Annotated in this window: 17 protein-coding genes and 1 tRNA gene; 12 read left to right on the top strand and 6 right to left on the bottom strand. The window is 53.3% G+C overall.

The genetic code is table 11. The features are described from left to right. On the top strand, positions 1-613 hold a 613-nt coding region (locus MLD66_RS14340; RefSeq protein ID WP_339397090.1), incomplete at its 5' end, for a Uma2 family endonuclease. A gap of 237 nt (positions 614-850) precedes the next feature. On the opposite strand, the gene MLD66_RS14335 is transcribed toward MLD66_RS14340, so the two are convergent. Both MLD66_RS14335 and hemJ read right to left on the bottom strand, forming a co-directional pair. Continuing rightward, on the bottom strand, positions 851-1336 hold the full coding sequence (locus MLD66_RS14335) for a hypothetical protein (RefSeq protein WP_247219414.1): 486 nt from the start codon (positions 1334-1336) through the stop codon (positions 851-853). A gap of 35 nt (positions 1337-1371) precedes the next feature. After that, a complete protein-coding gene (hemJ, locus tag MLD66_RS14330) occupies positions 1372-1926 on the bottom strand; it encodes a protoporphyrinogen oxidase HemJ (RefSeq protein ID WP_247219412.1) in 555 nt (184 codons plus the stop codon). Positions 1927-2016: 90 nt separating this feature from the next. On the opposite strand from hemJ, the gene MLD66_RS14325 reads away from it, so the two are divergent. The 3 genes from MLD66_RS14325 to cobD all read left to right on the top strand — a co-directional run bounded on the left by MLD66_RS14325 (position 2017) and on the right by cobD (position 6120). Then, the gene (locus MLD66_RS14325; protein ID WP_247219410.1) at positions 2017-4656 is read left to right on the top strand and encodes a DEAD/DEAH box helicase; all 2640 of its coding nucleotides are present in this window, start codon (positions 2017-2019) and stop codon (positions 4654-4656) included. Between the two features lie 132 nt (positions 4657-4788). After that, a complete protein-coding gene (locus MLD66_RS14320; RefSeq protein ID WP_247219408.1) occupies positions 4789-5064 on the top strand; it encodes an HU family DNA-binding protein in 276 nt (91 codons plus the stop codon). Further along, on the top strand, positions 5065-6120 hold the full coding sequence (gene cobD / locus MLD66_RS14315; protein WP_247219406.1) for a threonine-phosphate decarboxylase CobD: 1056 nt from the start codon (positions 5065-5067) through the stop codon (positions 6118-6120). Here cobD and chlP read toward each other — a convergent pair. The 3 genes from chlP to MLD66_RS14300 all read right to left on the bottom strand — a co-directional run bounded on the left by chlP (position 6091) and on the right by MLD66_RS14300 (position 8949). Then, entirely contained in the window at positions 6091-7311 is a 1221-nt protein-coding gene (chlP, locus tag MLD66_RS14310) for a geranylgeranyl reductase (protein ID WP_247219404.1), read from the bottom strand. The genes cobD and chlP overlap by 30 nt on opposite strands. Before the next feature lie 103 nt (positions 7312-7414). Next, a complete protein-coding gene (locus MLD66_RS14305; RefSeq protein WP_247219402.1) occupies positions 7415-8392 on the bottom strand; it encodes a MoxR family ATPase in 978 nt (325 codons plus the stop codon). Beyond that, on the bottom strand, positions 8350-8949 hold the full coding sequence (locus tag MLD66_RS14300) for a hypothetical protein (protein WP_247219400.1): 600 nt from the start codon (positions 8947-8949) through the stop codon (positions 8350-8352). Before MLD66_RS14300 ends, MLD66_RS14305 begins: the two co-directional genes overlap by 43 nt. 494 nt (positions 8950-9443) lie before the next feature. On the opposite strand from MLD66_RS14300, the gene MLD66_RS14295 reads away from it, so the two are divergent. Both MLD66_RS14295 and MLD66_RS14290 read left to right on the top strand, forming a co-directional pair. Continuing rightward, entirely contained in the window at positions 9444-9890 is a 447-nt protein-coding gene (locus MLD66_RS14295; RefSeq protein WP_247219395.1) for a hypothetical protein, read from the top strand. Next, a complete protein-coding gene (locus MLD66_RS14290) occupies positions 9890-10213 on the top strand; it encodes a YbjQ family protein (RefSeq protein ID WP_247219391.1) in 324 nt (107 codons plus the stop codon). Before MLD66_RS14295 ends, MLD66_RS14290 begins: the two co-directional genes overlap by 1 nt. Positions 10214-10449: 236 nt before the next feature. On the opposite strand, the gene MLD66_RS14285 is transcribed toward MLD66_RS14290, so the two are convergent. Continuing rightward, a complete protein-coding gene (locus MLD66_RS14285; RefSeq protein WP_247219388.1) occupies positions 10450-10908 on the bottom strand; it encodes a phycobiliprotein lyase in 459 nt (152 codons plus the stop codon). A 67-nt stretch (positions 10909-10975) separates the two neighbouring features. Here MLD66_RS14285 and MLD66_RS14280 point away from each other — a divergent pair. The 6 genes from MLD66_RS14280 to MLD66_RS14255 all read left to right on the top strand — a co-directional run. After that, positions 10976-11049, top strand: a tRNA-Asp gene (locus MLD66_RS14280). A gap of 156 nt (positions 11050-11205) precedes the next feature. Continuing rightward, a complete protein-coding gene (locus MLD66_RS14275) occupies positions 11206-11943 on the top strand; it encodes a hypothetical protein (protein WP_247219386.1) in 738 nt (245 codons plus the stop codon). Positions 11944-12288: 345 nt separating this feature from the next. After that, positions 12289-17550 (top strand): hypothetical protein, encoded by a 5262-nt coding sequence (locus MLD66_RS14270; protein ID WP_247219384.1) that lies wholly within the window; start codon positions 12289-12291, stop codon positions 17548-17550. 14 nt (positions 17551-17564) lie between these two features. After that, entirely contained in the window at positions 17565-18269 is a 705-nt protein-coding gene (locus MLD66_RS14265; protein ID WP_247219382.1) for a type II secretion system protein, read from the top strand. Positions 18270-18297: 28 nt separating this feature from the next. Further along, positions 18298-19332 (top strand): hypothetical protein, encoded by a 1035-nt coding sequence (locus MLD66_RS14260; protein ID WP_247219379.1) that lies wholly within the window; start codon positions 18298-18300, stop codon positions 19330-19332. Positions 19333-19350: 18 nt separating this feature from the next. Continuing rightward, on the top strand, positions 19351-19839 hold a 489-nt coding region (locus MLD66_RS14255; RefSeq protein ID WP_247219377.1), incomplete at its 3' end, for a GspH/FimT family pseudopilin.

Below are 19839 nucleotides of genomic sequence, written 5' to 3'. Positions count from 1 at the left end.
GATGATTGGGAACAAATCCATGTCCCTACTTTATTGTTCAACACCCATGCCAGAAATCCTAGCGAGGGCACTAACCCTGGAAGAATTTCTCCAACAGCCAGAAACAAAACCTCGTTTGGAATACATTCATGGTCACATTTTCAGGAAGGTCATGCCCCAAGGCAAACACAGGGCAATTCAGACCTGGTTAACCGCCCTGATTAATGCGGTGGTGAAAACATCTCAATCGGGTTGGGCATTTGCCGAATTGCGCTGTACATTCATGGATAAATCCATCGTGCCTGATATGGCGGTATTTCGTTGGAAGCAGATACCCTGTGATGAAACAGGAGAAGTTGCCGATATATTTATGCTGGCTCCGGCTTGGACGATTGAGATTTTATCTCCCGGTCAGAATCTTACCCAGGTCACTAAAAACATCCTATACTGCCTCGCAGGTGGGGCAGAAATGGGTTGGTTGATTCATCCCGGAGAACGGTCTGTATTTGTTTATCGTCCTGGGGGAATGCCTATGGTTTTTGACCAGGGTGACCAAGTACTTCCGGTTCCAGAATTTGCTCAAAATTTGACAATTAAAATTAGTGACATTTTTGCGTGTTTGGTCAAGCGATAAAAACCAGTTCAAGACATTTTTATTTCTCTATTGATTGAGATAAGTAAAAAATTATCCCAATGAAATAAACCATAGCAATTCTACTTGATTTACAGACAAAAATTTTCCAGAACCAAGTACGGGGGTGGTGCCCCTGCAACCCCTATGCCATTCTCATTTAGGATTACTATATTTTCAATAACTTTGGACAAATACTGACCAATGTAACCGCTACTTTATGATATACGGTGATATTTGCTATTCAAAGATGCCAAGAATATCCCAACGTCCTAACCATTCATCCAGTCGTTTTTCATCAATTGCGTGGTGGTTAGAATTTGAATTACTGGCTCTCTGCCCGCCATGCTTCTGAAGATAGGCTTGATGCGCCATGTAAATATCGTTCTTTATCCACCAATCTGGCACAATCCAAAAGCGGGGATGCTCGTCAAAACTGCCTAAATCTACGAAAGCCCAAAAATTTAGTTCATCTGGCTTTGGCGAAGTAGGTTCACTCCCAATAATACTTGAATGCCATGTTTTACCGCCCCGCTTTGTCTTGACTTGAATATAAACCGTGCGGCTTTCATCGCTATTGCAAGCGATAAGGTCAATCTTGGGCATATTCCCTGCAAAAGGCACAGCAAATGCGCCGCGCTTATTTAGTTCAGCTACAACAAAATATTCTCCTGCTCGTCCTACCTGCTGATTACTGATACCCCGCAATTTTTGCTCTTTTGACATAAAAGCTTACTCTGCGCTCAAAGACCGCCACCCAACTACTGGCTGACCATTTCCTTGTCTAATCGCCGTTTGCGGGCATAGAGTTGAATGGCTATTCCCATCGCCACCACCAAACCCACCACCGCCCAAGTCGTCACCCCCAGAGGAAAATTATTTTTGAATACGGCAAGCAACACAATCACAAATAACAGCACGGTAGGAGCTTCGTTAAACGCCCGCAATTGCCCGCTTGTCCAAGTACATTGACCCTCTGCCAATTGATGCAACAACCGCCCGCAATAAAAGTGATAACCCAGCAACAAAACCACTAAAGTTAATTTCAAATGCAACCACCAATCATGCAACCAATCCCGCTGTAAAACCAATAACCCCACTGCCATCGCCACCGTTAAAATCATGCCGGGGGTTGTAATAATGTTATACAAACGTTTTTCCATCAGACTGTACTGGGCGGTGAGGATGCCCCGGGCGGGTTCCGGTTGGGTTTGGGCTTCCACGTGGTAGATAAACAGGCGCACCAAATAAAACAGTCCGGCGAACCAGACGACCACGCCGATAATATGTAACGCTTTGAACCAGGAGTAAGCCATCGTGGGAATCACAGGGGTTGCACCTTTAATATGGTAGCGTCAGGGGGGGAAATTTTTTGTTGCACAATGTCACAATAGAGTCAGACCAGCATGGGTGATGTGTTGACCCCCGACCCAAGTGAACTTTTCCCTTTTGCCCTGGATGACTTCCAACTCCAGGCGATGACGGTTTTGGCGCAGGGGCATTCGGTGGTGGTCTGTGCGCCGACGGGTTCGGGGAAAACTTTGGTGGCGGAATATGCCATCCATCGGGCGTTGTACCGGGGGGAGCGGGTGTTTTATACCACGCCGTTGAAGGCTTTGTCGAACCAAAAGTTCCGGGATTTTCGGCAACAATTTGGGGCGGAAATGGTGGGTCTGCTCACCGGAGATGTGAATATCAACCGGGATGCCCCGATTGTGGTGATGACCACGGAGATTTTTCGCAATATGCTCTACGGCACGCCGATTGGGGAGGTGGGCACTTCCCTGGCAGGACTCAATGCGGTGATTTTGGATGAATGCCATTACATGAATGACCCCCAGCGGGGGACGGTGTGGGAGGAAACGATTATTTATTGTCCCCAGGCGGTGCAGTTGGTGGCGCTGTCGGCGACGGTGGCGAATAGTACGGATTTGACCCGCTGGATTGCCCAGGTGCATGGACCAACGGAGTTAATTTATTCCGATTTTCGCCCAGTGCCGTTGCAGTATTTTTTTGGGAATGATAAGGGCATTTTTCCCCTGTTAAATGAAACCCAAACCGGTCCCAATCCCCGCTTAAAACTGCGCCGTCCGACGGGGGACCGCCAGGGGATTCCCGATATACGCATGGTGGTGGAAACCTTGCGGGAATGGGATTTGTTGCCAGCGATTTATTTCATTTTCAGTCGCAGGGGCTGTGACCAGGCGGTGCAAACGGTGCGGGATTTGGATTTGCTGACCCCAGGGGAGTCGGAAACCCTGCGTCAACAGGTGGATGATTTTCTGGCACGCAACCCGGAATTGTACCAGCCGGGGGCGATGCTGGATGCCCTGTACCGGGGAATTGCCGCCCACCATGCGGGGGTACTGCCGCCCTGGAAGGCGTTGATTGAAACCCTGTTTCAGCAGGGGTTGATCCGGGTGGTGTTTGCGACGGAAACTTTGGCGGCGGGGATCAATATGCCCGCCCGGACGACGGTGATTGCCAGTTTGTCCAAACGCACGGACCGGGGGCATCGCCTGCTGTTTCCCTCGGAATTTTTGCAGATGGCGGGGCGGGCGGGTCGCCGGGGCATGGATGACCAGGGCTATGTGATTATTTTGCAAACGCCGTTTGAAGGGGCACGGGAGGCGGTGCGGTTTGCCCTGGCGCAACCTGACCCCCTGGAGAGTAAATTCACCCCCAGCTATGGGATGGTGTTGAATCTCCTGCAAATGCACACCCTGGAGGAAACCAAAGCCCTGATTCAAAGCAGTTTTGGGCAATTTTTATCCCTGCGTTCCCTGCAACCCTTGCAGGAAAAATTGGCGCAATTAAACGCTCAAAAAGCCCAATTGGTACAGGAATTGCAAGGGGTAGATGTTACTCAGGCGGCGGCGTATGAAAAACTGCGGCAACAGCATAAGGAAGCCCGGCGACTGCTCAAAATTTTAGAGGAACAGGCGAGGGAAACCCGTGCCAAACAGTTGTCCTTGGCGGTGAATTTCGCCATCACTGGCACGTTGTTAATTATGCAAGGAAAACACGTTCCCCATCCCACCCCAGCGGTTTTGGTCAGTCGGGTGGCGGGGGGCGGGCAATTTCCCTACCTGATTTGCCTAGGGCGGGACAACCGTTGGTATGTGGTCACCACCCATGATGTGATTGATTTACACGCCGAATTGCCCCGCATGACCGCTGTGGATGACCTCACCCCGCCAGGGGATTTGCAACCCAAACCCGGTCAGCATCGCCAGGGGAATGAAAAAACCGCACGTTTAGCCCAACAAATTCCCGATTTTGCCCCCCTGGATATGACGCCGGAAGTCCAATCCCAACGGCAACAGGTGGTGTGGTTGGAGACCCAATTGGCGGAACATCCCGGTCGTTTTTTGCAAAAGTCGGGGGCGCTGGTACAAAAGCAATATCAACTGGATAAAATCAACCAACAAATTCAAAATGTAGAACAGGAATTGCGGCAAAAATCCCAACGCCATTGGCAGGACTTTTTAAGTTTAATTGATATGCTCAAGGAGTGTGATTGTTTATCGGAACTAACGCCAACGGATTTGGGGCAAACCGTGGCGGCACTGCGGGGGGATAACGAACTCTGGCTGGGGTTGGCGTTAGCAGGTGGGGCGTTGGATGCCCTGACCCCTCCCCATTTGGCGGCGGCGGTGGCGGCGCTGGTGATGGAAACCCCCCGTTCCGATAGCTGGACGAATTACCCCCTCCCCGCCCCGGTGGAGGTCGCCTTGAGCCAACTGCGTCCCCTGCGTCGGAAATTGTTCCAACTGCAACGGCGGTACCAGATTGGGTTTCCTCTCTGGCTGGAGCCGGACTTGGTGCCCCTGGTGGAGCGGTGGGCGGCTGGGGTGAGTTGGCAGGAACTGTGTCAGCACACCAATCTGGATGGGGGGGATATAGTGCGACTCCTGCGGCGGACGATGGATGTCCTGTCCCAGATTCCCCATGCGCCCCATTTAGCTCAAGGGCTGAAAACCCGTGCCCGTACGGCGTTACAGGCGATGAACCGCTTCCCTGTGGAGGAGGGTTTGGAAGATTGAGGGAAAAAGTGGTCAAATTGATTTTCAATTCCTGTTCATTGGCTACGGTTTATGACCAAAACTTGTGCCATAATAGATGCGATTGCAGAGAATAGCCTCTCGCAAGCTCTTATTTGTGAGGAGTGTGGTGTTATGAACAAGGGTGAATTGGTGGATTTGGTAGCACAAAATGCCGACCTGCCGAAAAAGATGGTGGATGCCGTCATCAGTGAGGTATTTAATACCATCATTGAGACAGTTTCCAGCGGTGAAAAAGTGACTTTGGTGGGGTTTGGTTCCTTTGAAGCCCGCAAACGGCAAGCCCGGGAGGGTCGCAATCCCCGCACGGGAGAACCGATGCAGATTCCCGCCACCCAAGTCCCGGCATTTTCGGCGGGCAAACAGTTCAAAGACCGGGTATCGGCATAGTTGTATCAGCCACAACATGGGGGGGATCGTCTTTGGGCTGCCCAGGTAGCGGGTTGTGAGCCGGAGGCGATCCTCGATTTTTCAGCAAATATTAACCCTTTGGGTGCCCCGGCTTGGGTCAAGGATTTCCTACGCCAAAATTTACATTTAATCACCCATTATCCTGACCCGCACTATCGGCAATTGCGTCAGGAAATTGGGGCATTTCACCACCTGGAACCGGCGTGGGTTTGGGTGGGCAATGGGGCGGCGCATTTACTGACTTGGTTGGGGCGAGATTTGGCTACTACGGGAACCGTAACGTTGGTCACTCCGGCATTTGGAGACCACTGGCGGGCACTTAAAGCCTTTGGGGCGCACATCCAAAGCTGGCGTTTACCTTGGGCACAAAAGGAAATCAACTTACCGCAATCTGGGGGCGGTTTATTACTCAGTAATCCCCACAATCCTACGGGTTATTTGTTCCCCAAAGATCAATTAAAAGCCCTATTAGATACCTGGAAATTGGTGGTGATTGATGAATCGTTTATGGATTTTTTGCCCCCAGGACGGGAACAAAGTTTAATTTCCCTGTTGCCTGAGTTTCCCAATCTGGTGATTCTCCGTTCGTTGACAAAATTTTATGGTTTGGCGGGTTTGCGTTTGGGCTATGTTTTGGCACATCCTGAGAAAATTCAGCAATACCGGCAATGGGATGCCCCTTGGAGTGTAAATGGTTTGGCGGCGGCTTTGGGGGGACAATTACTTCAGGATCAAGAGTTTCAACAACGCACCTGGGAATGGTTAACCGTGCATTATCCCCCGTTTTATCAGGGGTTAGCCTTGATCCCTGGTCTGGAGCCGTACCCCAGTGCCGCCAATTTTATCCTGGTGAAAACCGCCCTGCCTGCCCCCGAATTACAGCGGCGTTTGCTGGTTAACCACCGGATTTTGATCCGCGATACCCTGAGTTATCCCGAACTGGGGGCGGGGTATGTTCGGGTGGCGGTGCGCCTGGCAGGGGAGAATCAACGGTTGCTCAACGCGTTAGGGAGCGAGGGCATAGCCCCGGAGTAAACTGCCGATGGTTTTGGCGGTGATTTTTAACTGCACCAGGGGATTAGCCGGTACGACGGTTTTGTACAAATAACTGTCAAAGGTCAGCCGTTGTACATCCCGGTCGCTACACATTTCCACAAAGGCTTCCCGGGCGGCATTGGAACGGTAAAACACCCGTTGCAGGAGGTCAAGCACCGCATAGGTCAGACCATACTGTTTGTCCCAACGGCGCAGGTATTGGCGCAAGTCCCGTTCCGTCGGGATTTTTTGCCCCGATTGCGACGCTTCCACAATCGTTTCCGCACACATCCGCCCGGATTTCGCCGCAAAGTAAATACCTTCCCCGGAGGATTTGGTCACGTACCCAGCGGCATCCCCCACCAGGGCGACCCGACCCACCACCCGGCGCGGACGGGGATGTTCGGGAATCGGATGGGCTTCCACCTTGATCACTTCCCCCCCTTGCAGGCGTGCCTGCGCCCGGGCGCGAATCCCCGCTTGCAGTTTACGAATGTCGGCTTTATGCACCTTCATCGTGCCTGTGCCCACCGCCACATGGTCATATTTGGGAAATACCCAGGCGTAAAAATCCGTCGAAACATCATCCCCCACATACATTTCTGCCAGGTCATCGTAATAACGCATTTGCTCGGCAGGTAAACGGATACGCTCTTGAAACGCAATCGCATAGTTATAATCCCCCGCATCAATGGCTTTTGCCACTTTAGAATTTGCTCCATCCGCCCCCACAATTAGGTCAACTTCTAGGGTTTTGGGAACGCCTTCTGCCCCACCATTGCTAAAGTCGTTGTAATGCAAAAGATAGCTATCTTGAGCGGTTTTGGGCAGGGTAATTTCCTGCACCATCCCATTGATTAAATTTGCCCCCCAATCAGCGGCACGGTTGCGTAAAAAAGCATCCAAAATTTCCCGGCGGCACATCCCAATATATTCATGGGCATTTTCCAATTTAATATCCACTTCCCGATTGGACGGGGAAATCATTTTCATCTGCCGCACCCGTCGGTCAATGATCTGCGGGGGCAAGTCAAATTCATCCACCATGCACAGGGGAATCGCACCGCCGCAGGGTTTGCAATTGTCTAATTTGCGCTCAAATAAGTGGGTTTCAATCCCCGCTTTTGCCAAAGTTTCCGCCGCTGAAGCCCCTGCTGGACCCCCGCCCACCACCGCTACTCGAAGTGTCACTGCCCTATCCCAAAGTTCAAATGCCTACGGGCGGCATCGTAGCACGGTTTCCCTGTCCCTGCCGGTTTCTGTAACAGCCTCGCAATATACGCCCCCTGCGCCCCTAGACAGGCAAGGGAATATCGGCGACCAGGTCCCGGAGAATCGCCTCGGACTCCTGGCGGTGGGTTTGGATGTCCTGCCCCCCATTCCCCAGGGAAAGCCGGTGCGCCAACACCGGGACAAGCAAGTCCACCACATCATCCGGTACGCAGTACGCCCGCCCCTGCACCAACGCCCGTGCCTTCGCCGCCCGCACCAACGCCAACGCTCCCCGAGTGGACACCCCCGCCCGGAGCATTTTCGCCGTCCGAGTTGCTGTCACCACCTGCAAAATATAATCCACCAAAGATTCATCCAAAGTAATCTGATCCACCTGGGCTTGGAGGGTTAACAATTCCTGCAAAGAAAGCACCGTTTGCAATTGCTCCACCGGTTCATTTTTTTGCCGATTCATCAATAGTTTTTTCTCAATATCCCGGTCAGGATAGCCAATGGATAAACGCATCAAAAACCGATCCAATTGGCTTTCGGGCAAAGGATAAGTACCGTGATATTCAATCGGATTTTGGGTCGCCAACACGATAAAGGGTTGGGGTAGGGCATAGGTTTGGTCATCCAAAGAGACCCGTTGTTCCGCCATCGCTTCCAATAAGGCACTCTGGGTACGGGGGGAGGTGCGATTAATTTCATCCGCCAGGATCACGTTGGCAAAAATTGGTCCAGGGCGAAATTCAAACGTGGCTTGATTGCGGTCAAAAATCGTCACCCCCAAAATATCGGCGGGCAATAAATCACTGGTGAATTGAATCCGCTGAAATTTACCGCCAATACTGCGGGCAATCGCTTGCGTTAACGTGGTTTTGCCCACCCCCGGCACGTCCTCAATCAAAATATGCCCCCCGGCGATGACTGCGATGACCACCCGTTCCACCACCTGGGGTTTGCCAAGAAATACGGAGGCAATATTGGCGGTTAATTTGGCAATGGGATGGTCACTCATGGGGCACTTGGGGGAACCGGAGCAAAAACCTGTTGCCATGAGCGTACCGTATTTACCCCAATTTCGCTATCAATCAATTCCCCCGCCTCCGTGACCAACCGCAGGGGGACGTTTGCTTCCGGGGCTTGGTGGAGTGCCATCGCCAATTCGGGAGGGATGGGAAAGGTATTATTTTGCCCTTGGGTCAAGGACCAATTCCGATCGCCAATTTTCAAAACCGCTTCAGTAATTTTGCGACTGGTATCAATTTGTCCACAGTTCAAGCCCCCAACTGGAAAATACAAAAAAATATAACCTACATAAGTCCGGGTGCATTGGGTACCGAATCCCACCAAAAACCGTACCCTTTGGGGTTGCCACAAACTCAAAACCGTCACCCGGGGAATATCCCCCCGACTAAATTCATGGCGGTCAAACACCCCCACATTTTCCCCCTCAAAGGGGTCATTCACCCGCACGGGTTGCGACCAAGGCACCTGCATTCCCACCGCCAAAGCCGCCGATTCCACCACGGGCAATTTGGGGGTCGCCCCAGCCATACCAGGGAACATTCCCGCCCCCACCAGCCATACCATCACGCCCCAAAGCCGCCGCATCCTACCTGTGGTTTTTCTTTGCAAGGAAATTAATATCCATCAGCATAACATAATGGGCACTTCTAAAAATTAGGCCGCAGGGGGTATCGCCCGCCTTTGGTTCTCGATATTATAAGCATTTCAGCCAGATAATCTTCAATTGTTTCCAATAAATAGAGGTGCCCATATAGGATATAAGCTTAAGACATAAAAAAACGTTGCAGGGGTGTTACGCTTGGACTTAAGGGCACTTCTAAAAATGGATCGTATGGGCACTGCCCCCGTTTTTGATTCTGGAACGTATGGGCATTCCAATGCGATAACCTTCCGGTAATGCAAATAAATAGAGGTGCCCATAAACTAATAAAAGGTGTTCATCAATAGAGCAATACTAAGGGAGCATAGAACACAAGTCGCAGGGGTTATGCCCCCGTCCTTGATTCTCCCAAAAAATCAGTTTCCCAATTGGGTGAGATTGGGATACATTAGAAGCAAACGGGCAATTACGGGCAGGGATGATGGCGCACTGGCGGACGCTGATCGGTATGACCCTAGCGGTCAACATCGTGGGTACCTCCGTGCGGGCGGAAGTGATGGAAGTGCCTGCGGTGGATTGGGTGCGCCAGAGTGAAGCCGCTCTCATCCAGGGGGATCAGGTGCGTTCGTTGGAATTTTTAGAACAGGCGATCCGGGGCATGAGTGGGGGGCAAATTCTGGATTTATTGCTCCAGGGTCAGCGGTGGTTGCGCCAGGGTCGTACTGAGGATGTGCTGGCTTTGTTACGGGTGGTCATGCCCCTACTGCAAGGATTAATGACCCAAATTCCTGCTGAGTCCCTGCCCGCCGATGCCCAGGTGATCCCAACGGTGGTTGAGCCATTGATCAAAAATTTGCCCAATTTTCCCGAAACCCGCCCGATTATGGATATGATGCAAACCCTTTTCAAACAGTTGGGTCGCTGATGTTATTGAGTACCACCGATACCTTGGATGGGCACCCGATTCAAGCCTATTTGGGCATTGTTACCGCCGAGGTGGTCTATGGAAGCAACGCCCTGCGGGATTTTTTTGCGGGGATTCGGGATATTATTGGCGGGCGCACTGGCAGTTACGAACGGGTATTTCAGCAAAGTCAAAACGAAGCGATGAAGGAACTTGAGCAACGGGCGAAAAAATTGGGAGCCAACGGGGTGGTGGGGATTCGTATTAGCACCGGTTCCATTGAAATCGGGGACGGTGGGGTTTTGCTCCTGGTGACGGCGACGGGAACAGCGGTGAAAATTTAGGGCACTTCTATAAATTCAAAGTTAGCGGTCGCAGGGGGACACCCCCGTCTTGGTTCTGGGTAATATTGGTATGCCAACGATGGGATTTATGATTGGTTCAAATAAATAGAGGTTCCCTTTAGTAATTTTTTTGATTTAATAATTTTAATCCCATCCTGATGTTTCCCCTTTTGCTCACAATTCCGGTGAAATTAGCATACAAATTATTGCCACAAAAGTTGAAGTTCGTATGAGAATTAGGAGGAAACCCGGCGAATATCCGAGTAAAAAGCCACTGACTCTAATCCCCCCGTTCCCCGCACCAGCACTGTCCGTAGGCGTAAATTTGCACTGGCGAACCACAGCCGTTCTTGCACCTGCTGACCTGTGGGTAGGGTTAGGGTCAGTTCCAAAATCCCCGCCGGTGACCAAGTGTAGTGCCCCACTTGGGATGGTCTGTCCCCAGAATCATGCCAAAATTGTTGCGAATCCGGGTCAAAGGTCAAGGTAGTGCGGCCAGCGGGCTGGTTGTTCTCGCTCCAGGACAGAATCATGCCCAGGGGCGGGGGGAATGCAGTATCCGGGGGCAAATCCGCAACCTGCACGTGGGCTTTGCCGTGGTCAGCGGGTCGGCCATCCAGATAAAATCGGGTGCGCTGGCAGACCCAGGTTCCCCAGTGGTGAGCGATCAGTTGGCTAAGGTGATTGAATTCCATAATGATCCATCATAAGGCTTGATGCAAAATCCGCTTACTTCTGGCATAATAGAAAAGCTACAAATTAGGGTCTGTAGTTCAATTGGTTAGAGCACCGCCCTGTCACGGCGGAAGTTGCGGGTTCGAGCCCCGTCAGACCCGTGAAACCAGGCATCATCGTCTCTGTGGTCAGCAGAACTGCGTCGGGGTATTTGTACTGCAAACGAATGTACGTTTAATGCTTGATTTCCCTACTCGTCATGATCCCAATGGACAGCAAGGGGTAAATTAGATCAATACCTTGTGGAGTGAATAATCATGGCACGCTGGAATGACGAGATGTTAGACCGCTTGGCTGACCAAACCCAGGCGAATGCCGAAGCCATTCATCACTTGGGAGCAAAGGTAGATGCGAACGCCGAAGCCATTACCCGGTTGGAAGCAAAGGTAGATGCCAATGCCGAAGCGATTCGGGAATTACGAAAAGGACAGGCGGCGAATGCGGAAGCGATTACTCGGTTAGAAGCAAAAGTAGATGCCAATGCCGAAGCGATTCATCACTTGGGAGCAAAGGTAGATGCGAACGCCGAAGCCATTACCCGGTTGGAAGCAAAAGTAGATGCCAATGCCGAAGCGATTCGGGAATTACGAAAAGGACAGGCGGCGAATGCGGAAGCGATTACTCGGTTAGAAGCAAAAGTAGATGCCAATGCCGAAGCGATTCATCACTTGGGAGCGAAGGTAGATGCGAACGCCGAAGCCATTACCCGGTTGGAAGCAAAAGTAGATGCCAATGCCGAAGCGATTCGGGAACTGCGGCAAATGCAGGCAGAAAACACGGAAGCCATCCGAGAACTGCGACAAATGCAGGCAGAAAATACGGAAGCCATCCGAGAACTGCGAGAAGGACAGGCGATGATGATGCAAATGTTCATCCAACAACAAAGTGCCATCGAAGAATTGCGTCGGGATACTCGTGCCATCCAAACAGATGTACGTTTGATCCTAGATACCCTCACCCGTAACTATCCCAACGGACGTGAAGGGGCAAATTAAATCGTAAAAAATACTGACAATTATTATACAGTTACTATACTTATACGATACTTAGTATTGAAAATAAATTGCAAGGGCAGGAAAATCACTCAGAAAATGGCAAAAAACTAGAAATTTCTGGGAACTTGGACGCACCCACCCCCGTCCATCAGCATTAACCGTTTCTCTGGCTTTTGCGTCTGGCTCCTCAATGCTCCCAAAACCAGGGGATGCGGTCGGGTGATTCCTATCACAGAGTTGATTGACTGGGCGTGATTATACTAAATCGTGTGACCCGTTTCGTCATTTCAATCGTGTAGGTTCCACCCTCATCTACAAATCCTCTCTCCCTCTGGACTAACGATTATGTCTCATCCTCATTCTCGTCAGAAGCGTCGCTCCCGGCCTCGGTTCCGCCCGGGGATTGTGTCTTGGTTACTGGGAGCCTATTACCGGGGTCAAAAAAATAGCGGGTTTATTTTACCCACAGCGACTCTGTTAATTGTTGTGGCGTTTTTAATCATGATCAGTCTGCTGGCTCGGACGGCGAACCGGGTGGCGCTAGTTTCAGGGCAAAGGGAACGGATTGCGGTGGAAGGCCCCTCGGCGGAGTCGGTGGATCGGGCACGGGCGAAAATTGAATTTTTGTTTACACGGGAGAAACTGCCCACAGACCCGAGTGAGCAGGCGTTTGAGGATTTTTTGGGCAATCGGCAACGGGACCCGGTGACCCAGGCGGTGACTGGCCCTCGGCAACCCGTTGACATTTATACTCTGCCCGATGAAAACCGTTGTCAGGCACAGAATGGGGATTGTGTAGCTACTGGCGGAGATTTCACGCCGGATGGGATTGCGCCCACTTGGTCCTATCGGGTGGATTTGAATGGGAATGGGACGGTGGATGACCCGACGGACGGGATAGCGGTTTATGGCATTCTGGGGCGGGTGTTTCGCGATGGCAAAAGTGCTGTGCCTGCCTTGAACTCGGATGGGTCGCCCCGGGCGGATGTGGTTCATTTGACGGAGCGGCGGTTGCGGGCGGCTAATTTTCTGGTGAATAATGCACCGACCAAGGCGGAATCGGCGGATACGTTTTGTGCGGGTGCGACGGGCGGTACGGTGAGTGAAAAAGGGCGGTTTTTCACCGGGAGTAGTGCGGAAGAACTCAAGAATTTTCAGATATATGCGCTGACGATTCCTAACCGTGAAAATAATGCGAATTTGACCAGTAATGCGGTGGTCTTTCAACAGGATCGCCGGTTTACGGGGGCGAATAAGTGGGGGGCGTATTTCCGCTATGACTTGGAGATATTCCCCGGGCCGCGATTTAACTGGAATGGGGCGATGCACACGGAAGGCTCGCTCTTTATCACCTCGAGTGACCAAAGTGACCGAGGGTTTTACAGTTATTTGATCAGTGCGCCCAATTCGTGCTATTACTTGCCGTCGGCCAACTCGGAAATTTCGGTGCGGGGCTTGTTTATGACGGGTTCCATCCGGGATGGTAACAACAATCCTGGTAATTCGGTGGTGCATTTGCAACCAGCGGGACGGATTCCACCAACTCAATTTATTCCGTTAGCAACCACTGGGGGATTTCCGAACCCGACTGGGCCAGGTACCTTTCCTAGCCAGGATTCGGTACTCGACAGGTTTGTGCCAGAAGATTTGGCGATGGATCCGCTGTATTTGGTCACCAATAATCTGCCGGTAGCCCGCAGGCGGGAAGGGGGAAGCGAAAGCTATAGCACCTATAAAGACCCAAATTGGGGGGGAGCCTTGGCTTCCCGGATTCAGGTGGACAAGTGTGAAGCCCCGCCCTATGTGGATGATACGTTCCGGGCGGATGATCGCCTGGGGCCGAAACCCTCCTACGCCCGGGGGAGTTGCGATGGTGCCGACACCTGGGAAAGCCTGGGGAAAGCGGGTGACCCGATCACTGGGAAACCGGAATGGACGAATAATAACCCGCCAGCGGATGCCCCGGATGAATATGGTGTGGATGGGTACTGGGAGCGGCGTGCCCTGGGTCAGGGGATGAAGGTGATCGTTGGTCAACGGCTGGAACTGGGTAATGTCGGGGTCTGGGGTAGCTGGCGGACGTTTGGCAATAGAAATAATAACACCTGGAATGATGCTCAGTGGCAGTCTTGGTCGAGTACACCCACTAACGTCGGTTTCCGGATTTACAATTCCAACTCGACCACTTATTTCACTGGTGTGACCAATCCGATCAGTAAGGAAATTTTTCTGTTTTTGTTCCGGCCTAACTCAACGATTGCGGCTAAACCCTCCCCCGGTGCGCTTGATCCTCTCTATCCCCCAGCGGTGTTGGCGACCGAGTTTGGCGGGACGAGTCCCTTTAGTGGGGTGATTTTTGCGCCTGCGCCAGGTCGGACGAGCGAACAACTCCACCGGCGCACCCAACGGGATAATCTGGCGGCTGTGCAGGCGGCGGCAGTTTACCATCACAAGGGGACACCGGATCGCACATTGCCCATGCTGTGTTTGTCCAGCACGATTCACCCGGGGACAGAGGGTAGTTATCGCAATAGCATTACCTTCGGTGATCCGGTGAGTCCGGCTAACTCAGTCAATCCTGCGGGCGTGACCGGGTATCCCACATTGAATGCCAACTTTGTCCGACCGCCTGGTTCCGAACCCCTGTTTCCCCCTGCGGACTTTTTCACGGGGCGGGGCACGGCGAATATGGAGTACGGGAATGGCACCAACCCGGATGACCCCCCGTTTGAGGTGGCGGATTTTGCACCAGGGACGGCCTTGATGAAGGTGCTGACGAATTTGGCACAGTTTGCCGGTGACCCGAATGGGGCGTTTCCCCCGTTGCAGGCACCGCCGGGGAGTCGTCAGGTCTATCCTGACCCGGTGCTGACGATGTGGGGGGACTTTTCCAACCTGCGCCGCACCATTGCGACCTTGGAGGGGGGTAAGAGCTACGCTGAGCTGTCCCCCGCTGACCAGGCGAACCTGCACACGGCGGGCTGTACGATGAGCCTGTTGGCAACGAATGTGCATCACTATTTGGCGTTTCCGTTCTATTTGAGTAAAGAGGGGAAAGAGCCGTTTAATCCTGTCCCCACTGTGCCGCCCTTGGGTACGGATGGCGGTTCCTCACCGAATATCCGCACTGACCTCCAACGGTTGGCTCATGCCATGCGCCAGTTGCAGGATGGCATTTTTAACGAGGCTGTGGGTAATTATGAAGTTGGTTACGGGATTTTGGAGTTTGTTCCCTTGAACGAAAGTGCTGGGCTTTGTAAACCGACGATCACCAACGCCAACTGTTACAACATTCCCGCTGAGTACTACATTGCGGCTTTGGCGAGCATTCGGGAGGCTCAGATTTTCAACCAATCTGCCCCCACTTCCGACTACCAGCAGTGGAATCGGTTGGTGTATCTGGCTCGGCTGGTGAATACCCGGTTGCAGATCGTGCGGGATCGGACCTATGGCTTCCGGGAGTATGTGCCGGGGCAGTGGATCGGTGTGGAGACGGTGGAGGGAAATACAGGTAATGGGACTGATCCGGCGACTGGCTCATCTCGTCCCAACAACCAACGCTTGGCGTACACCATAAGGACAGCGTTTCCAGGACCCTACACCCTCGGACAAACCGTGAACCTGCCCTGCGACCTGAGTTTGGCAGATATTGACTACTTTGGGTACAAAAGGAAGCCTGCTGATTTCACCAATCCGGCCAATCCTAACGATCAGATATTAGAACGGGAGATGGTCGCCCTGGCTCGGCTGTGTCCCACCCAGCCCAAGTACCCATCCTTGTATTACCTGTTCCCAGGGGATTTGAACTCTAGAGATGGGGTGGATGGGGCGGATTCCCACGGTCACGATGGCACTTCCGGGATCAACCGGCGCAACAGCAGTGACCCCAGCCCTTATAACCAGCCCAGTGGCAGTGCGGAGAACAATCAGGAAACCTTCTCAGAACCCTACGTCCTGAGCCGTTACATCGCTGAGGATGCCAATGACCTGGCGACCTATGAGGCGGTTACATTAGCTGATTTGAATGAATTACGCTTGCAAAACCGTCAACCAGGTCCTACTCGCACATGGAAACTGCCAGTCCTCAATGTGGCGAATAACTCTAGGGAAACAGATTTGGTCATCAATGTTTCCCAACCCACTGCCCACGCCAACTTGTCTTCCTATCGGACGGGTTTAGCGGAAAAAGCTCTCTATGACGGGCGGCAATTGCAGATGGTACGGGTGATGGACTTCGACATTGACCTCCTGCGGCGGGTGAATCAAGCACCGGCATCCTTTGGGGGCGATGCCTGGTTAACGGTGGGGGAAGTGGCGACGGCGACGACCAAACCCATTGCGGGGGGGATTATCTACGCCTTCCGGGAGGATGCCAAGCGGGAAGATGCCATCCTGCGTCCGGCGAATGCGGATTGGCCTGCCTATGAAACCGCATGGAAAGCGAACTTTACCGATGGGCCGCCGGCGGCGTTGCAGATGAACCCCGACCCCCGCAACCCCTCTGATCCACCCGTCACGCCGGTGAATATCAGTGGTAAACCGGTGGACTACTACGCTGACCCGGATCGGCGGGCGCATGGGTTCCGCTTGATGAATGGCAATGATGTGAGCCGGGTGGGTGTGACTCCGCCAGAACGAAACATCTTTGGGATGAGCTTTGTCAGCGATAACCCGGTCTATGTCATGACCCAGTTGGCCCGGGGGATCAGTGGGTTCAACCTGCACATGGCACCCAGTAGTAGCGTGGTAGTGCAGGAATTTACGGCTCTGTTACCATTCCCCTACACCTTTGAACAGTTCTATGTGGCTCGCACCAACCGTAATTTAGGGTTTGCGACGGCGGCAGGGGATACGTGGCGACCGGTGGAAATTCTGGCGGATGCGATCACCCTGATCACCCACAATTTCTGTGATGGCTTTCAGGAACACGGTATCCGCAACGTGACCGACATTGATGGAATGGGCGTTGATTGCGCCACTGGTGGCCCTTCCGCCCGCAATACCCCAATAATCACCGGTACTCTTCCCCCTCGTAGCGATTGGGCGAGGGAATATCCCCTTGACCTGGAAGCACCGATCATCGTGACTAGTGATGGCTCTCACGTCACCAGAAACCTAGCAGCGTCCCAAGTCAGGGTGCCACCGGGCAACTACAGCCCCGTCACCACTCGGGGGGATGTACCGCTACGGCAAACGGACTACCAGGTGAATGCGGTGATTGTGAGTGGGATTGTACCATCCCGGCGGCAGCAATCCTACGGCGGTCTGCACAATTTCCCCCGCTTCATCGAAACGGGTAACGCTTTGACCATTCAGGGTTCCTTGTTGCAGTTGGGCTTTAGCAATTACGCTACGGCTCCCTTCGATTTTGACTCCTTTGAGCCAGGCCAATTCCCATTGAGGCTAGAATCCATTCCCTACTATGGTCCCCCGACCCGGTTGTGGGGGTATGACCCTGGGTTGCAGTACGCTCCGGCGGGGCCTGTGGCGCAACGGTTCATCAACCCCTCCAACGCCCGGAATGAATACTTCCTGGAATTGACGGCGAATGACCCCTACACCTGTCAGATGAAGCGGTTTGTTGTCCCCGGTATAACGTGTCCCTAGCGGAGGTGGTCTGTATGGTATCCAAGCGGTTTCATGTTCACGGTGGGTTTAGCCTGATCGAGGCACTGGTGGGGATTGCCATCGTGGGGGTAACGGCGGCGATGCTTCCCCCGATCTTGACCCTATCGGTGGCGGCTCGTGCCCAAAACCAACGGGTCGAACAGGCGACGCGGCTGGCACAGGGGCATCTGGATTTGGTGCGCCTACGGATGGAACGGGGGACAGCGGGACAACCGGCTACGGTTTTCATCGCCGATATTGAACGGTTGGCACCTTTGGAGGGGGGTGCTTCGGTGGAAACGGTACCAGCCCCAGCGGCCAATGCCCTAAAGACGGCACCATTTTGCGACCTGGATCACCCCACGACTCCGGTGGGGCCGCCCTGTCGGGTGGATATTGACCGGGATGGGCAGGCGGATTTTGGGTTGCAAGCCTTTCGGATTTGCCAGCAAGTCGCTCCGGGTGGGGTGCCGGTTTCGTTCGTTGTGGGGGTGCGGGTGTATCCCCGGGCGGTGGTGCAGGGAACCTATACGGGGGCGTTGGGGATTCAGCCAGCCCAAATGCGACTGGGGGCACCGGAGACAGCCAGCAATCCTTTGGCTGTACAGTACAGTGCGGTATTCTTTCCCGATTCGACCCTCTCTTTAGAGTCCTTGCGCCTCACCGTAGGGGCAAGAAGTACGTCCTGTGGTGGGAGTGGGGGGTCTGTGGCTTCGTAACTTTCTTTATCTTTATGGAGAAATGGGTATGAACCGACGGTTGCTGTTGTTGCTATGGAAGGCGCGCCGCTTGGCCGGTGCTGGTTTTACCATTGCCGAACTGGTGATTGGGGCGGCGATTGGTGCTTTTTTGATTACTGGCATGATGTACCTGGTGGTGGAGATGACCCGGGTGGAGCGCACTCAGACTGCCCGGGGGGAAACGGAACGGGAAATGGCGCAGGCTTTGGACTACATCGCCAACGAATTGCGGGAAGCGGTGCTGGTCTATGACCGCAACTGTCTGCGGACGAATGGTAGTGGTAATGGTGCGACGTGTCCAGGGTTGACTCTGCCCGTCAATACGGTGTTGGCCTTTTGGAAACGGGAGCCGGTGCCGGATTTGAACTTTTTGAATCTAGTACCACCGACAAACGGACCCGAACAAACACAGATTGACAATTACGCCAACAACAGTGCCTGTACCAGCAACCGGGACTGCAATGCCGTCATGAACTATGCCCGTACCCAGTACACGCTGGTGATCTATGTGTTGTGTCCGAATCCGGGACGGCCAGGCCCGAATTGTAGTTTCACGACCAGTACGCAACCCCGGGGACCCGCACGGATTGTGCGAGGCTATTTCCGCCAGTATGTGTGGGGGACTAAGACTGATCCGAGTCCGAGTGCGTTTCAAAACCGTTTGGTGAACCTCGACCCCCTGGAGAACCCCACCTGGCCAGGGGGCTTGTTATCCTGGAATGGCCCTAATTCAGATACAGCAATTCTCATATCCAACGTGGACTGGCAACCGCCGCGGGTGAATGTGGAGTGTCCGGCGGGGTATGTGGCTACCACTGGCGTTGGGGCAAATACGGGCTTTCGTTCCTTCTATGGCTGTGTACGGGAGCGGAGCGGGGCGGCGGAAACCGGGTTTGTCCAGGACGTGTTTGTGTATTTGCGGGGGAATGCGGCAGAGCGGGCAGGCTTGCGGGAGATTGAAGGCAGTGGCACCAACATCTACCGCCCGGCAGTGGAAACCCAAGTCCGCACCCGGGGTTCCTACAACCGGCGACCCAGTTAGTATCTTGGAGGTGATCCCATGCTCAAAACCATGCGCTCGTATCGTACCGACCAAGGCTTTACCCTGGTGGAATTGATTGTCATCGTAGCAATTTTGGGGATTGTAGCCGCTATTGCCGCCCCCAGTTGGTTGACCCTGCTCACCCGTCAGCGACTCTACGATGCCCGTGCCAACGCCTTGGATAAAATCCGGGAAGCCCAAAGCCAAGCCATCCGTACTGCCCGTCCTTGGGAAGCTTGTTTTCGGGATAGGGATGGGATGGTCTGGGTCTCGGTACAACCAAGTGACCGTAACAATAACTGCGCTAACCACACCGGTTGGCAACCCCTGCTGGAGGCTGGTGCAAATACGATTGCCATCAAAACCGGTACCCCTGGTACTTCCACTTCCCTCGGTAACCCTACCACGGGCTATAGTTTTCGCTTTAGCTCCCTTGGGGATCGTATTGGTATGGGAGCCACCGCCCAGCAACTGGTGTTTGTTCCCCGAGGGCAGAATAGGGGTCCC

Origin of the sequence: Synechococcus sp. C9 (assembly GCF_022984075.1) — a bacterium.
Classification (GTDB): Bacteria; Cyanobacteriota; Cyanobacteriia; order Gloeomargaritales; family Gloeomargaritaceae; genus Gloeomargarita.
This window is presented reverse-complemented; position numbering and strand designations above follow the sequence as displayed.

Bases quoted from the DNA above. Each gene is read 5' to 3' on its own strand.
- hemJ (WP_247219412.1), bottom strand. From the start codon at position 1,926: ATGGCTTACTCCTGGTTCAAAGCGTTACATATTATCGGCGTGGTCGTC.
- MLD66_RS14305 (WP_247219402.1), bottom strand. From the start codon at position 8,392: ATGGCAACAGGTTTTTGCTCCGGTTCCCCCAAGTGCCCCATGAGTGAC.
- MLD66_RS14295 (WP_247219395.1), top strand. From the start codon at position 9,444: ATGATGGCGCACTGGCGGACGCTGATCGGTATGACCCTAGCGGTCAAC.
- MLD66_RS14300 (WP_247219400.1), bottom strand. From the start codon at position 8,949: ATGCGGCGGCTTTGGGGCGTGATGGTATGGCTGGTGGGGGCGGGAATG.
- MLD66_RS14270 (WP_247219384.1), top strand. From the start codon at position 12,289: ATGTCTCATCCTCATTCTCGTCAGAAGCGTCGCTCCCGGCCTCGGTTC.
- MLD66_RS14265 (WP_247219382.1), top strand. From the start codon at position 17,565: ATGGTATCCAAGCGGTTTCATGTTCACGGTGGGTTTAGCCTGATCGAG.
- MLD66_RS14290 (WP_247219391.1), top strand. From the start codon at position 9,890: ATGTTATTGAGTACCACCGATACCTTGGATGGGCACCCGATTCAAGCC.
- MLD66_RS14275 (WP_247219386.1), top strand. From the start codon at position 11,206: ATGGCACGCTGGAATGACGAGATGTTAGACCGCTTGGCTGACCAAACC.
- MLD66_RS14285 (WP_247219388.1), bottom strand. From the start codon at position 10,908: ATGGAATTCAATCACCTTAGCCAACTGATCGCTCACCACTGGGGAACC.
- MLD66_RS14335 (WP_247219414.1), bottom strand. From the start codon at position 1,336: ATGTCAAAAGAGCAAAAATTGCGGGGTATCAGTAATCAGCAGGTAGGA.
- MLD66_RS14260 (WP_247219379.1), top strand. From the start codon at position 18,298: ATGAACCGACGGTTGCTGTTGTTGCTATGGAAGGCGCGCCGCTTGGCC.
- MLD66_RS14320 (WP_247219408.1), top strand. From the start codon at position 4,789: ATGAACAAGGGTGAATTGGTGGATTTGGTAGCACAAAATGCCGACCTG.
- MLD66_RS14325 (WP_247219410.1), top strand. From the start codon at position 2,017: ATGGGTGATGTGTTGACCCCCGACCCAAGTGAACTTTTCCCTTTTGCC.